A 14960-nucleotide genomic window follows, 5' to 3' on the forward strand; every position below is an offset into this window, starting at 1 on the left:
GCCCGTCCACCCATTTTATTGCCCGTATGCGTGATTACTCCAAGGTGATACTCGGAAGTATTTCGGCCAGAGTTTGAATAATCAGGTATATATGTCAGGGAGACATTATCCCCGCTTATCTGCCCACAATATTTTTCGCTATTACCCCTTCCCCTCCGAAAATATAGACCTGCTCCAATTTTTTTGCATCCAAATAGGCCTTTACGTCCTCATCTACATCGTCTTTTTTTATCAGCAGCAAGGGCAGACCTTTCTTTGCCGCTAACGCTGCCCCCGTTAAAGCATCGGGGTAATTCAGGCCCGTTGCCAGCGTGATCTTTGTGTAGGGAACCTTTTCAAAATGCTTTACAATGGCTAAGGCAGTATCATATCTGTCCTCACCAGCCAAACGGGTGACACCAATACCCATATTTTTCAGTTCATCTTCTACCGCCAGCGAGATGACACCGGTTCCCCCGGCAATAACAACCTGCTTAATGCCCCAGGCCAGAAGAGCTTCCCTGGTGTCGTCTCTTAGTTTGTCCTTTCCTGAAAAGAGAATAGGCATAGTGTTTTTAGCCGAAAACGGTGTTATTGCCAAAGCATCCGGAAAATCATTCTGAGTTGCCAGGGCTACGGTGTCAAAAGCCTTGATTTTTTTTACTTCTTCCCCTATTTTAGCGGCTGTATTAAACTGGTCGCTTCCTGAAATCCTGAGCACCTTATATTTATCCTTTAGCTCATTTTCGATTTCGAGGGATACTTCGTCCTTGTTTCCGATAATATAGACTGTTTTTGCCCTTAGTCTTTCTATTTCCCCGGCTGTCACGGAGGACAAAGATTTTGTATCCGTCAGCAATACCGGCGCATCTTTCAGGTAAGCCAGGCTGGATCCGACTAAAGCCCCGGAAAAACTGTTGCTATTAGCTAAAAACACATTTTCTGATAATGCCCAGCCATTTTTGCTGATCTCTGCGGCTGTCTCAAACCTGTCCGAGCGGCTCAAACGTATACTCTCCTGCGCTGTCAGTAGGGAACCCCCGGGTGTGGCGGGTGTAGGTGTGACCGGAGCGAGTGTCTCAGACACTTTGTAGCCTTCGCCCCCGAAATAGACGTAGCCGTTTGCATAGCCGCAAGCACTGTTTAAAAGGGCGAAGTTGTTCTTTTGAACAGTGTCAACCACAATCTTACCGTTGCGGTCAAAAACAGACCAATAGCCTGGTATATACATACTACCTCCAATGTTCACAGGCGCATCGGTGGGCAGTTGGTGCAAGGCCAGCGTATAGCCGCCCCCTAAAGGCATGGCTTCCACATAGCCGTCCAGATTTCGGATTAGCTTGCCTGAATAGTCATACAACTCCGTGAATGACCACTCTTTTCCACCGCCTTTTGTGGGTACACCTTTCGCGTTCACTTCCGTGGTGTAGTTGTTCACGATCACGCCATCTTTCCATTGGAGTCCGAAATTTCTTGTAGGATACCATCTATCAGGGTTGGCCGGAAGGATAACCTTGCCTGTTTTATCCATTATGCCTCCCGGAGCATATTTGACAAATCCGTCAGCTGACAAGCCTCCCTTTCCGAGGTACTCGAAGAAGCACACCAAGCCGTCTTTGTAGCTTAAGGCACTTCCGTCATAGAGGTTCTCGCCGCCGTACTGATACGGGATGACCAGTTTCCCTGTTGTGTCGATATAGCCAATCTTGCTATAAGAAAAGCCATATTGTGAGCCTTGGTACTGGAGCACCGTCGCCCGACCGTCCTGAAAGGAATAGGCTTCATCAAATTGCAGTGGTATGACCTCTTTTCCTGTTTTGTCAATAAAGCCGTATTTGAGTTCATATTTTAGTTTTTTGCCGCTTTTCATCACGATTACTGTTTTATTATTTTCTGTTTCGCTGCTATATACGCCGTCCCCATTCATAATGGCGTTGACAACATCATTTCCGTCGATTGCGACCCGCATCAAACCGCTATAAGCGATATGTCCGCTGGCGGCAGCGTCATATTTGAACGGTGTGATGAGTTTGCCTGTGGTGTCGATATAGGCGGCCGCACCTTTAGCCTTATCGTAAATCCGTGCGATACCTTGAGAAAACTTTTCTGCGTCATCAAACTGAGCCTTAATCACGACCTTGCCGCTCTGGTCTTTGTAGCCCATCAACCCGTTTTCTTTATAAGTTGTCCATCTCTCACCGGTAGGATCTGCGGATATGTTGGTTGGAATAAATCGAAATTCGGCATGATTGGGGGCGTCTAACGCCCCATGTGTCCATATAATAATGGCAGTTCCGTCAGCATTTTTCTCACCGGATGCATTAATGACCATTTTTGTAGCTTCGGGTGGACGCAAACTGAAAATGTCCGACTTTTCTTTGTTAAAGCTAGTGGCTTCCCAATGGATAAGCCAAGTGTAAGGGCTATTGACCGCTTTTACTCGCGCACCGTCTTTTCTCGGATCCTCAAGCCCCAAATATCTGCCATCTTTCATTTTCAAGGTATATTGGCTGCCGCCCTTGCTTTCCACATAAAAAGCTTCATTTTCAGAAAGCTTGCGCAGCTCTGCCGCTCCGTCGGCAGTCAAATTGAGGTAATTGTTCATAGAGCGAAGATGGTACCAACCGTCAAAAATAGTATTACTTGTTGTCCACTCCGTCGCAAACGCCGTTGTTGGCAGCAAGGTAAGCATCATGCACAGGGTGAGCAGGATGCCTATAAATCGTTTCTTCATACTGTTGTTCCTCCTTTAGTGCGCATATGATGCGCTTTATAGTTTCAAGCTATCAGAAATTTCTTCCCAAAACCCTCTGCTGCATGAAACATGATTTTTTTGACATGAACCATGGCTTCGGCTCGTCGGTTTTTATGGTAAAATTAGCTTGGAGAACCTTTTTCATTCATCAGTGGCCCGGTCTAACATCAGTGATGCCGCACGCGGCATGGAAGTCTGATATGCTAAAGAAATGGAGGAAGGCTTATGCTGCAGATTGCGATCTGCGACGATAATATAGATGAACTTTCCAATATGGTGCAGCTGATCAATCTCTATCGGTCAGCCAAAAATCTCAGTTGTGAATACGCTGTCTTTCCCAACGGATTTGAGCTGGTTGCAGCCCTGGAAAAAGGAAAACGGTTTGATGTCTATTGTCTGGATATTATTATGCCGGGCTTTATGGGCATTGATGTGGCCAAGGAAATCCGCACCTTTGACAAAACCGCGCCGATCTTATTCTTTACCTCCTCCCCCGAGTTTGCCCTGGCAAGCTATGCGGTGAAAGCCATCAACTATGTACTGAAGCCCATCTCCAAAGAAAAGTTTTTCTTCACCTTTGATGAGATGCTGGAACAGATAGAAGCGAAAAAAGAGGAGGATGCGGTGATCGTGAAGAGCAGTGAGGGCCTGCAAAAGATACGGATTGCCAACTTGGTTTTTGCCGAGGTCATTGGTAGAAATGTGCTCTATCATCTGCGCTCCGGCAAGGTTATCGAATGTACGGAAGCCTTTTCTTCTGCTTGCGCTAATCTTCTCAAATATGGATGTATTATCAAGCCCCACCGTTCCTATCTTGTGAATATGCAGTATGTGGATACCATCGAAAATCATCAGATAACCTTACAGACCCTTTCCTCTGTCCCTATTGCCCAGGGCAAGGCACGGGAGATTAAGCAGCACTATCTGAATTATCAAATGGAGGGAGAATAAGGGGATGATAGAAACTGCCATTGCCTTCTCCCGTTACTTTGTTGCCTTGATGTTCGGTGCGGCGGTTGCGGTCAGCTTCGCCGGAATAGCGCGTACACGGAAAAATTATCTGGTGCTGGGGTGTTTTACCGTCATTTTATTTATGCTGCAACTGGCAAGTCTGCGGCTCTGGGGTATGGAGACAACCATAAAAATATATCCGCTGCTTTCCCACTTACCGGTTGCTGTTTTTATCGCCCTTTACTTAAAACGCTCGTGGCTTATTTCACTAACCAGTATGTTTGTCTCCTTTCTGTGCTGCCAGCCTCCCCGTTGGATCGGCACGGTTGCCGGCGAAATGTTTGACAGCGCTTCCATGGACCATGCCGGTTATATAGCCGGTGCCTTGCTGATGTACTATTTCCTGCAAAAATATGCGGTAAAATCAGTCCGGCATCTGATGGAGCGTTCTCTGGAATCCTGCCTCCTCTTTGGCGCTATGCCGGCTTTTTACTATCTGTTCGACTATGCCGCCACGGTGTACACCAATTTTATGTACAGCGGGGCACGGGCTGCTGTACAATTCATGCCCTTTGTAACAGCGGCCTTTTATTTTGTGTTTGTCCTCCTGTACTATGCCGAAATCCAAAAACAGGCAGCTCTGCAAAGAGAGCGGGACATGCTGGACGCGCAGTTTCGGCTGGCCCAGACAGAATTTGCTTCTCTGCGGCAGATGCAGCAGAATGCCGCAGCCTATCGGCACGATATGCGCCATCATTTCTCCCTTTTGCAGGGGCTGGCCGCCGAGGGACGCCTCGAGGAGCTGAGGGAGTATTTGCGGACCGCCCAGTCCGACATGGACGCCATCACGCCCACGCACTTTTGCGAAAACGAAACCGTCAATCTGATTTTGTCCGCTTTTGCCGCCAAGGCAAAACAAGGGGGCATCTTGTTGACGATGGATGCCAGGCTGCCTGACTCCCTTCCCTTCAGCGATACCGAGCTTTGTTCCCTCTTGTCAAACGCTTTGGAAAACGCTATACAAGCCTCCGGACAGATAGCCGACAGCAGCAAACGCCTTATCCGGCTGCGTGTGTATACCAAGAATACGAAGCTGTGCCTTGACATTCGCAACAGCTATCAGACAGAACCGGTCTTTCATCAGGGCCTGCCAGTATCAAAAGAACAGGGGCATGGCTTTGGCACAAAGAGCATGGCTCATATCGTGGAAAAGCATGGTGGTGTATTCCAGTTTTCAGTCAAGGATGGCTGGTTTATATTTCAGGCTACTGCATAAAAGGTTGCTTTATTGCGTGCTGGTTTTCATGACAACAAAGTTACCCTTGGGAATGGATTTGAGTTCGTAAGGTGTCATGAGTGGACGCTGCTCTATCATCTGTAAGGACTGGCTGGGATCATTTTTCCACGGCTTACGCTGCCGCTCATGACGGTGCGTCTGCCCAACGCCTTACTCAGTACCTCGGCGTCGCCCCTTCTCCTCCATTCTTTTAAGTTTGAGTCCCTAAAAAAGGGCATAAAAAAGCGGGGTATCTTCGTTAGAAAATACACCCGCCGATTTTCGCATTTAAGTTTTTAGCCCGTAGTGAATCATAAATTTGTGTCTTTGTATTGCTTCTTCAATTTTATTGGAGAGAATTTTTAGTCCAGTTAACCCTGTTGTATTAATTATCATTTTAAATTGAGGTAGCACTGACGGCGATATCAATGTTATCCCGGCATATTCAAGTCCATTGGTTGGACGAGAAATCCTGTGAGAATATGTTTCCATCAAACTCTATTCGGCGAAACATGCTTGAGGGTAATCATATATTGTCGTTTCGCATAGGTATCTGGAACCTGCGCGGAACAACAATATATGACAACCTGTTAGTCGTTCCGCCGAGTATGGATTGGTGTCATCTTAAATTCTTTATCTCCTCTTCGGACATACCTGTAATGTCGGGGATTAACTTAAAATCCATACCCTTCTTAAGAAGTTTTTTTGTTACTTTCTTTTTTCTGCTGAGCATGTCACCAAACGTTTAAAACGTAGGCGCACATGCTCCTTTGACATTAGGGGTTAGGAGATTCACCCTACTTTAATCGCCCGCTCATGGCAGTTAATCTGACATTTTCTACACTGGGTGCAGGCCGATGCCTTAATGACATAAGCTCTTGAATTACCCTTGACTTTGATTTTCAATTTCCCAAACATACCAAGCCGGTCATAGTCCTCCTGCTGGATTTCTTTTAAGGCCAGTACCTTAGCCGGACATTTGCTGTCACAGACACCGCAGCCATCGCAGCGATTCAAATTAACGTTTACACTCATAAATCAACACTCCTCTGACTACTTTGCACTTTTTCTTTTAATGCTCATTAGATGCACGATTGATAACTTGAACTTATAAGTCTTCAGGAATTAAAGCGGTAACCAGTTCCCCAGAGGGTCTCTATATATTCCGGATTGGCCGGATCTTTTTCAATCTTCTTCCTGATCTTTTGGATATGAACAGCCACAGTTGCCAGATCACCATAGTATTCCGCACTCCAAAGCTTATCGAAAAGGTGCTCTTTACTGAACACCAGGTTGGGATTGGAGGCAAAAAAGAGCAAGAGTTCGTATTCCTTGGCCGTGAGCTGCACTTCTTTGCCGTTGACATAGACTTTATGGGCGGCTGTATTGATTTCCAGCCCGCGGTAATTGATGATTTCCAGAGCTGAATTCCTGCCCGTCAAGCGTTCATAGCGGTTTAAATGGGATTTGATGCGGGCCATCAGCTCCGCTGGACTAAAAGGCTTGGTCAGATAATCATCGGCCCCATAATCCAGTCCCTTGATTTTATCAATATCCTCACTCCTGGCCGACAGAACGATAATCGGAATCTCCAGCTTCCGCCGGACTTCTTTGATAATCGTAAAACCATCTTTTTGCGGCAGCATCAAATCCACAATCAGAATGTCATAGACCCCGGTGAGAGCTTTCTGTAGCCCTGCCTCCCCATCCATAACGATGTCCACCTTATATCCGTTTAGCTGCAGGTAATCCCGCTCCATCTCCGCAATATTTAAATCATCCTCAACGATCAGGACACTTTTCATGATCTCCCACCCACTTTCATGACCTCTATTTCTGAACAGGCAGCTTGATTGTAAAACGGGACCCTTCCCCGCTGATACTGACAACCGCTATTTTTCCTCCCTGGGCCTCAATCAGCTCTTTGGCAATCGCCAGCCCCAGCCCTGTACTCACAAAATCCTTGGAACGTTCAAGGTCAATCCGGTAAAATCGGTCAAAGATGTGTGGGAGCCGGTCGGCCGGAATTCCCGGACCATTGTCTGCGATATTGATGCAAACATACTCCTCCTGCTCAGATAACTCCATGACCACTTTTAAATCCTGCTCCGAACCATATTTCACAGCATTGTCCACAATATTCCTGATTGCCTGATAGACCCGTTTCCCGTCAATCCTGACCGGATAATCCTGGTCTGTCTGATCCCGGTAGGAAAACTCAAGTTGCTTTTCTTCAAATTCAAACTTCAGTTCAATTGCCAAATCTTCCAGGTAGGCTTGGATGTTCAGGATTTCATAATTCATATTTAATTTGTCCATATCCAGTTTAGAGAATAAAAACAGGTCATCAATCAGCTTGTTCATATACACGGTATTACTGTAAATAGTCTTCAGGTACGGATTCAGTTGCTCCGGCTGGGTAACATATCCCTCCATGATCATTTCCAGGTAGCCCTGAATCGACGTGATCGGCGTTTTTAAATCATGAGAAATGTTGGCGACCAAATTCTTTCTGTTTTCCTCATACTCCTGATTGATTCGTTCGCTTTCCTGGAGTTTAAGGGCCATCTCATTAAATGAATGAATTAACTGCGCAAACTCATTTTGAACCTCTGGCTGAATCGACACATTATAATTGCCTTGGCCGATTTCGGTGAATCCATTCTTCAGCTGTTCGATCGGCTTAAAGACCTTCTTTTCCAAGCGCCGGTAAAAGGTAAAGTGGACCATTTCCTTGGTAATAAGGATAAGTGCAAAAATTACGCCGATGGCCTTCAGTCCCATCCAATAGTACAGCAGGAATAAAAGAAACAGAGTTAAAAGGAAACCGATGGGGCGGAAAAACTTCATGGATCTGCGCATGCTGCGGAATTCCTCGTAATTCCAGTCCGGGAATTCCCCGTGCTTTAAATGACGATATTTCTCATGATGCAACTTTTCTTGATGAAGCCGATGATAAAACTTACGAAAATCATGGTTTGATCTCAACTTTGTTCACCTTCTTCCTTGATAATTTTTAACATTGTTTTTCCCTTTATCATAAACCGCTCCTGCTGTTCTCATGTGTTTATTTTAATTCATAGTTTTAAATATACTATAAAGCAATTTTAAAAACTTTATAAAAAATTTATGTTGGATCATTAGCGTTGCATTTAGTTAACTCCAGGTATGTCAAGTAAAATCAATCACCAGTGCTTGTTACTATTTATTTCAAAAATGATATATTTTAACAGATATTTTACAAGTACAATGGGTCGTAGGTTATGTCATTCGCCCAGTCTGTTTCTTCATTCAGAACTTGATTCTCAGTCAGGTTGTACAGCAGTTTATTATCGACTCGCTTGATTCCTTTTGCCTTTTGTCGCCGGAGCTTACTCAAAAACGAGCTGTAGCTGTCGAAGAGGCATGCGATGCATCCAAAACGAGAAAGGCCTGACTTGGAGCGCAAAGATGCGGGAACTGCTGAGGGAGATGATCCACTACCGCAACAACCTGGAGCCGGATGAGGATTTAGACTCGGTCAAGGTCGAGGCGTTCAAGGAACGATTCGGGCAAATCCTCGACCTTGCGGACCGCGAGTACGAATATGAACCTCCCAGCAAATACTACAGGAACGGGTTTAACCTAAAAGAAAGGCTGCGAGAGTTCAGGGAGGCGCACCTTCTGTTCCTCTACGATAAAATGTTCCTGCCCCTATGGGGGCTATCTTTTTAGTAGGCGTCAGTATTACACCCCGTCTGAACAGTAACTAATGGAAGACTACACTCCTATAATTTATTCAAATAGCTGTTTATTGTACGTGCTATACGTGTTATAATAAACACATTGAGAGACGGTTTACGAATGAAACCCCGGGAACTTGAAAACATAGTTAAAGCCGATGGATGGCAATACACTGACACCAAAGGTTCTCACAAACATTATAAACATCCATCAAAACCGGGAAAAGTTACAATCTCATTTCACGGAAAAGATTTAAAAACCAAAACAGTAAATTCTATCCTAAAACAAGCGGGGCTGAAATAAGCCCCCTTGCCTAGAGTTTACGATAAGCATAGAAGCTGAAAATAATTAATTAACTAGACGAAAGGCGGAATAAGCAATGAGACTTATTTATCCTGCTTGCTTTTACCCAAACGAAGATGGCTATACTGTGGTCTTTCCTGATTTACCAGGATGTGTAACCGAAGGCGATACTTTACCTGAAGCTATGGATATGGCTATCGACGCAGCTTCCGGTTGGCTGTTAGGCGAAGTTGAGGAGAATAAGCAATTACCTAAAGCTACAAATATTAAAAATGTAATCCCTAACGAATATGAGAATGGTTTCGTTAGTCTCATTGGTGTTGACTTAGACGAATACTCCCAAAAGCGCGGACATAAAGCTGTAAAGAAAACCCTTACAATCCCCGCTTGGTTAAACACTATTGCTGAGGAGAATAATGTAAACTTCTCTCAGGTTCTGCAAAGCGCTCTAAAAGATCAGCTTGGTATTTAGTAATAAAAATAATTTCAGCAGCCTAACCGGCTGCTTTTTTATTGCCTAAAAACGCTGATTTATCTAGTTAAACTTGCTCAGCAATTAATTAATCTATAAGGTCATTTTGGAATTTTGAAAGATGCCGATACGTCAAACTTCTGGATTTTTCCATGAGGTGCGTCTTTCCATGTGATCAGTCCCATATGCTCTTTTTCTGCGTTTGCTCGGGTATAGATAACTTCTGAAGCAGTCTGCCCGTGAATCGCCCAGTGAAGCTTGTTCTGGATAGTAGCGAAAAACCGCTTTGTGGCGCTTGCATTTACATCATAATCGATGGATGTTGCATAAATATCAGTGATTTTCTGATAAAACTTCCGCTCGCTTAAACGAATTTCGCGAACACGCTGAAGCTGTTCCTCAAAATACTCCTCTGCCAGAATTGAGCCGCCATTTTTTAAGCGTTCATCGTCCATGGCAAATCCCTTGATCGTGTACTCCTTCACGATTTGATTCGCCCATTTGCGGAATTGAACGGCTCGTTCATTGTTTACTTTAAAGCCGATAGCAATGATCATTTGCAAATTATAATGCTTAACATCGCGCGAGACTTGGCGCGATCCCTCTGTTTGAACTATCCGGAAATTCCGGATAGTTGCTCCCATTTCTAATTCATTATCTTCATATATCTTTTGTATATGCTCATTTATTGTACGGACATCTACGTCATATAGCGTTGCTAGCATCTTCTGCGTAAGCCAAATATTTTCGTCTTCATAACGCATTTCAAAGCTTTGAGGATTATCGCCCGTAGCCGCAACATATGTAAGGTATTCGGCCGCACTGGAACGGATGGTAATTTCGTTTTTCTTCTTCTTCACCATTAGATTTTTACCTCCACCCTTTAATAACCAATCAGTAACTACAATTTGTAGTCAACCAAATTTACCAAACATATGTTCTGTGCGCAACCTTGTTTCATCAGCCTCATACATTTGCTCTTCAGCCATGCCTCATTGGCATTGATTTCACTGGGTTTATCAGCAATGTCATTTGTTCTGTATCCTCAAGGGTAGCACTTAGATGTCATAGTTCCTGCTAAAACCCTTTATTTTCAACGGGTTTAAGCCTGTTCAAGGGTCACCACACACTCAACATGAACCGTCCACGGAAACATATCTACCGGCTGCACCTCAGCCACCCGGTATCCCCCGCTCTGCAGTATCTCCAAATCACGTGCCAACGTCCCCGGATCACAGGAGACATAAATGATCTGATCCGGTCCCAATTCCAGCAATCGATCCAGCACTCTCTTGTGTGCTCCGGCCCGGGGCGGATCGAGAACCACAATATCCGGACGATCGATGATTTGCCGGAAAGTATCTTCCACTTTGCCAGCAATAAACTCTGCATTATTAATTCCGTTACGCCTGGCATTTTCCCGGGCATCTGCCACAGCGTAAGGATTTTCTTCGATTCCCCAAACCTTTTTAGCTTTGGACGCCAAGGCCAAGGTAATAGTCCCGATTCCGCAGTAAAGATCCCAAGCAACTTTCTCTGTTGAAAGCTCTGCCCAATCCAGCACTGTGCTATAAAGTCTGCGGGTCTGAGTTAGGTTGACTTGCAGGAACGCCAGAGGGGAGATCTTAAACTCCCCTCCCAGCACATCCTCCGTAAAATCCCCTTGACCGGCGATGCGCTCCGGCTCTCCTGAACTGTTGATCCCCCAAACCCAGCGGAGCCCTGCACCTGCTTCCTTTGCGGGTTCTGCCCCCTTCCATTCTTTGCCCGGACCAACCCATTCTCCCAGCTTCTGGGCAACTGGCCAAGAAACATCTGCCAGAAAAGTATCCGGCAGGGAGTCCAGAATCAGCATCCCTTCTCCCCGGGAATTTTCCCGGAAGGTCATCGAGGTCAGCTGTGGGAAGGATTTCCTATCCCCTTTGCCCAGAAGCTCTTCTGCTTCTCGGACCCAGCGATTCATCTCCTCACTGATCAAAAGACAGTCGGCAAAGGGAACCGTCGCTTTGCTTTTTTCCTGGTAATAGCCCAGGATACCTTGTTCCCCATAGTGCAGCCGGGCTTTATTGCGGTAACGCCAGGGATCATCCATCCCAATGGTCGGCTGAATCGTTACACTATCCAGCGGGATTTTGCCGATCCTGACCAGAGCGTCTGCCACCCACTGCTTCTTCCAAGCCAAGGTCTGCTCATACTTCAGGTGCTGCAGCTGGCAGCCGCCGCAGACAGAAAATACACTGCAAGGCGGCTTGACCCGGTCTGCAGATGCTTTCAGAATTCCCAGCAGTTTTCCCCTCTGCCAGTTCTTCTTCACTTCCACAATCTGAACCTGGCCAATTTCCCCAGGCAGCAAACCAGGCACAAAGGTAGCTTTGCCTTCATAATATCCCACAGCCATTCCCTCTGAGGTAAGACGAAGGACTTCTAAATCAATAACCTTATTAATAACGCCGCCGGCAGCGTTGTTTTTCCCATTGACCGGATACTTTGATTTCACGGTTTTTTTCCTCCCAACCATATTCCAGTTCATTGTAAACCAAGGCGTCCCTCCTGTCCAACAGCTTCCCCTAGCAAAACCATAGGGCATGATCCCCTCCCCAGCTTGGATTCATGCCCTATGATTATTCTATCTCAAGTTTATTTTGCATTATTTATAGTAAACATTAGCGTTGCATAAAGTAATCAGCAAATAGTCAAATCACCAATACTGTAGGAAACAAGAGAAAAACAATGGAATCGGTCAACATTCCCGATTACTGCTGTAAACTAATAAAAAATCCATCATACTGTGAGAAATCGTCAAACAAGATGCTTTCGACAAACTCATGAATGTCTTCCAGGGCACTCGGTCATCCATGGCCGGCGTCCACTAAAGCAGCACCTGGAACGCAGGAAAAAAATAGAGTATCCTAAGGAATACGTCTTATTCTGTTCAAAAATTCTGCCATTATCTGAACAAATTTATCCGGATGCTCGAAATGAATATCGTGGCCGGATTTTATAGTTGTCATCTCATTTCCTTTGATAAGGCTATGCACCTTTTCAGCATCTTCGTCACTGTTAGCTGCATAAAGTACCCCATCCTTGCCGTATTGGGTGGCTGCCTTGATATATACGGAAGGACAGTTGATTTGGGACAAGGTTTTTTGCTGATTAAACCCTTCAAACCATGAGCCTGTATAAAAAGTCTCTGAAAAGCCCAGGTCAAAGTCGTCCAAATAAAGCGTCCCATGAATCCATTGATAGGGTACGTACCATAATTTTAACGGTTCTCCCGGGTGTTCGGCCCGATACTTCCTTGCACTCGCCGCGACAAATTTTCGCAAGTCGCCAAACATTCCCCATAAATAGCTATTTTCCATATAGTACACTACATAATCATCCGTACCGGTTTGCTTTCTAAAGTTATGCACTGTTTCAAAGTTCTCCAGCCAGACAAAGGTATTCTGCATTTCTTCCGGCTCCACACTAAAAAACGGCGGATCTTCCAGCACGATCCCTAAAACATCTTGCGGGGCATTGGCGGCGATCCAGGCTGCTAAGATACCGCCGGAAGAATGGCCTGATACCACGCATGGTTCCCCAATGACATTTTCAATAAACCGGACAAAATCCTGCCCCATGGCAACCCCGGTATACTTTGCAGAATCATGACTGGATTCCCCATGGCCATGACAATCGATGGCATAGACATGATAATACTCAGACAATCCCGGCAGGACTCTTGCATAATCTTCCCATTCCATAGACTGCCCGTGTATTAACAAAAGGGCTGGTCCATTATCCGGTCCTTCAGCATAATTAAGTATGGTTCCTCCGGCAAGAGTTATTTGCTTTTCCTGATAACCCGCCTTATAGGTTTTCTCTAATGGCCTTTTGTCATAATTCATATTCTTATAAGCATAAATACCAAGAGCACTTGCAGCAGCTGCAATGATAATGCCCAGCGCAAGCAATACTTTTTTCAGCACTTTAATTTCCCCTTTACCAGCTGTTGTCCTTGATCCCTTTCTCTACCTCTCATTCACTCCGCTACTCCCCCGGTATGCTGCCAATACTTTACATAGCCTTTAGAGAAGAAGCTTTTTCTTTTGATACGATATAACTTTGATACGATGTAAATTATAGGTAAAAAACAGAAAAACTACCTGTATCAAAATTACGTAGGTAGTTTCTACACTTTTGTTGCTTATTATATGATTACAGAGAGAATTATAACTGCGACTTGCTCTCATACTATCTATGGGGCAACCTCGCATGTATGGTTGTTCTGGTTAGTCCAAATCAATAAGTGATAAAGGCCATGCCTGACACTTACCGACTTATTCGTAAATTCCACAGCAGGCTTGAAACTCAGAATACCTTATATTATACTTTAACCATTCCGTTTAAATGGAGGGATTACGTGTGTTGATTTTTTCCCGATAAAGAAAGCCTGCAAATAATTGCATCTTTTAACTCTGCCTGCTGCAGAATAATCGGGATTGGTCTGCCTATACGTAATACCTGCTCATTTTTTCTCAGAATGAAAGAACTTCCCCCCGCAGGGAGCGGTTGTTTTTTGTTTTGATAGAGTTCAGCACAGGCAGGGAGATGTCTGTGCTTTTTTATTTCTTCTTAATTTTTATAGTTCTTTTTACTAAAGGAGGATTTTAATGAACAAGCAAGTAACCTTTGAGCAAGTTTCACTGAACACTGAATGTTTTGGTAATCCGGATAACCCTGCAATTCTTTTAATTATGGGGGCGGCAAGTTCTATGATCTGGTGGGAAACCCCTTTCTGCCAACTACTAGCTGATCAAGGATTCTTTGTCATCCGCTACGACAACCGGGATACGGGTAAATCCACTTCTTATCCTCCCGGCAAGCCGGAATATACGTTCGAGGATTTGGCGGATGATGCAATCCGGGTACTGGATAGTTACACCGTAGAAAAGGCTGTTATTATGGGGATGTCTATGGGCGGCATGCTGACCCAAATGATAGCCCTGCGCCATCCTGAACGTGTACGCGGTATTGTCCTGTTATCGTCCATGTATTTTGCAGCCGGTGCTGAAAATTTGCCCTACTCCTCCGAGGAAGTTAACGAATTTTTTGCCTCATTCGGGCAAAATGAGCCGGAGAATGATCATGAACTTTTAGAATATGCAATCCGTCAATGGCGGGTTACTAATAAAAGCAGCCGTCCCAAAGATGTGGAACACATCAGAGCTATGCTTAAGCTGGATATTGAAAGAGCGGCCAACTATGCCAGCCGCGTCAATCATTCTTATGCTCAGGTAACAGGTGACGAACTTGGCAGGATTGCTGAAATTCAAACTCCCGCCCTGGTTATTCACGGTACGGAGGATGTGGTCATTCCCTATATCCACGGTGAAATGCTGGCGGGAACTATCCCGGATTCAGTCCTTTACACCATGGAAGGGGCAGGCCACGAACTTCATCCCCAGGATTATATACCGGTGGTCAAACAAATTGTCAGCCGGTTTGCACCGTAATCA

The 14960-nt window shown here is 45.1% G+C and carries 12 protein-coding genes and 2 pseudogenes; 6 read left to right on the forward strand and 8 right to left on the reverse strand.

Translation table 11 applies throughout. The features are described 5' to 3' along the window. Window positions 1-115: 115 nt before the first annotated feature. Window positions 116-2713: a cell wall-binding repeat-containing protein gene (locus DESYODRAFT_RS17670; protein WP_007785167.1), complete on the reverse strand. Its 2598-nt coding sequence runs from the start codon at window positions 2711-2713 to the stop codon at window positions 116-118. 246 nt (window positions 2714-2959) lie between these two features. Here DESYODRAFT_RS17670 and DESYODRAFT_RS17675 point away from each other — a divergent pair, with 246 nt between their 5' ends. Beyond that, on the forward strand, window positions 2960-3685 hold the full coding sequence (locus tag DESYODRAFT_RS17675) for a LytR/AlgR family response regulator transcription factor (RefSeq protein ID WP_007785169.1): 726 nt from the start codon (window positions 2960-2962) through the stop codon (window positions 3683-3685). A 4-nt stretch (window positions 3686-3689) separates the two neighbouring features. After that, window positions 3690-4961 carry a sensor histidine kinase gene (locus DESYODRAFT_RS17680; protein ID WP_007785170.1) on the forward strand — a complete coding sequence of 424 codons (1272 nt, stop codon included), beginning with the start codon at window positions 3690-3692 and terminating at the stop codon, window positions 4959-4961. A 15-nt stretch (window positions 4962-4976) separates the two neighbouring features. Here the strand turns inward: DESYODRAFT_RS17680 and DESYODRAFT_RS28340 are convergent. The 4 genes and pseudogenes from DESYODRAFT_RS28340 to DESYODRAFT_RS17695 all read right to left on the reverse strand — a co-directional run. Beyond that, window positions 4977-5149, reverse strand: a pseudogene (locus DESYODRAFT_RS28340) (TraM recognition domain-containing protein); the annotation flags it as partial. Window positions 5150-5753: 604 nt separating this feature from the next. After that, window positions 5754-5996 (reverse strand): 4Fe-4S dicluster domain-containing protein, encoded by a 243-nt coding sequence (locus DESYODRAFT_RS17685; protein WP_007785172.1) that lies wholly within the window; start codon window positions 5994-5996, stop codon window positions 5754-5756. Window positions 5997-6079: 83 nt separating this feature from the next. Then, window positions 6080-6766 (reverse strand): response regulator transcription factor, encoded by a 687-nt coding sequence (locus tag DESYODRAFT_RS17690; RefSeq protein ID WP_007785174.1) that lies wholly within the window; start codon window positions 6764-6766, stop codon window positions 6080-6082. 25 nt (window positions 6767-6791) lie between these two features. Then, a complete protein-coding gene (locus DESYODRAFT_RS17695) occupies window positions 6792-7949 on the reverse strand; it encodes a HAMP domain-containing sensor histidine kinase (RefSeq protein ID WP_007785175.1) in 1158 nt (385 codons plus the stop codon). Between the two features lie 462 nt (window positions 7950-8411). Between DESYODRAFT_RS17695 and DESYODRAFT_RS26700 the strand changes: the two genes are divergently transcribed. The 3 genes from DESYODRAFT_RS26700 to DESYODRAFT_RS17710 all read left to right on the forward strand — a co-directional run bounded on the left by DESYODRAFT_RS26700 (window position 8412) and on the right by DESYODRAFT_RS17710 (window position 9459). Beyond that, on the forward strand, window positions 8412-8675 hold the full coding sequence (locus tag DESYODRAFT_RS26700) for a hypothetical protein (protein ID WP_007785176.1): 264 nt from the start codon (window positions 8412-8414) through the stop codon (window positions 8673-8675). 129 nt (window positions 8676-8804) lie between these two features. Beyond that, window positions 8805-8987, forward strand: coding sequence for a type II toxin-antitoxin system HicA family toxin (locus DESYODRAFT_RS17705; RefSeq protein WP_007785177.1), 183 nt, complete (start codon window positions 8805-8807; stop codon window positions 8985-8987). Between the two features lie 76 nt (window positions 8988-9063). Next, on the forward strand, window positions 9064-9459 hold the full coding sequence (locus tag DESYODRAFT_RS17710; RefSeq protein WP_007785179.1) for a type II toxin-antitoxin system HicB family antitoxin: 396 nt from the start codon (window positions 9064-9066) through the stop codon (window positions 9457-9459). A 119-nt stretch (window positions 9460-9578) separates the two neighbouring features. Here DESYODRAFT_RS17710 and rhuM read toward each other — a convergent pair. The 3 genes and pseudogenes from rhuM to DESYODRAFT_RS17725 form a co-directional block, all read right to left on the reverse strand. After that, window positions 9579-10322: pseudogene (gene rhuM / locus DESYODRAFT_RS17715) on the reverse strand (RhuM family protein); the annotation flags it as partial. 239 nt (window positions 10323-10561) lie between these two features. Next, window positions 10562-11956, reverse strand: a complete 1395-nt coding sequence (rlmD, locus tag DESYODRAFT_RS17720) for a 23S rRNA (uracil(1939)-C(5))-methyltransferase RlmD (RefSeq protein ID WP_242833480.1) — start codon at window positions 11954-11956, stop codon at window positions 10562-10564. A gap of 412 nt (window positions 11957-12368) precedes the next feature. Beyond that, window positions 12369-13430 carry an alpha/beta fold hydrolase gene (locus DESYODRAFT_RS17725; protein ID WP_007785182.1) on the reverse strand — a complete coding sequence of 354 codons (1062 nt, stop codon included), beginning with the start codon at window positions 13428-13430 and terminating at the stop codon, window positions 12369-12371. A 684-nt stretch (window positions 13431-14114) separates the two neighbouring features. Between DESYODRAFT_RS17725 and DESYODRAFT_RS17730 the strand changes: the two genes are divergently transcribed. Next, window positions 14115-14957 carry an alpha/beta fold hydrolase gene (locus DESYODRAFT_RS17730; RefSeq protein ID WP_007785183.1) on the forward strand — a complete coding sequence of 281 codons (843 nt, stop codon included), beginning with the start codon at window positions 14115-14117 and terminating at the stop codon, window positions 14955-14957. Window positions 14958-14960 lie beyond the last annotated feature (3 nt).

Source organism: Desulfosporosinus youngiae DSM 17734, assembly GCF_000244895.1.
GTDB classification, from domain to species: Bacteria; Bacillota; Desulfitobacteriia; order Desulfitobacteriales; family Desulfitobacteriaceae; genus Desulfosporosinus; species Desulfosporosinus youngiae.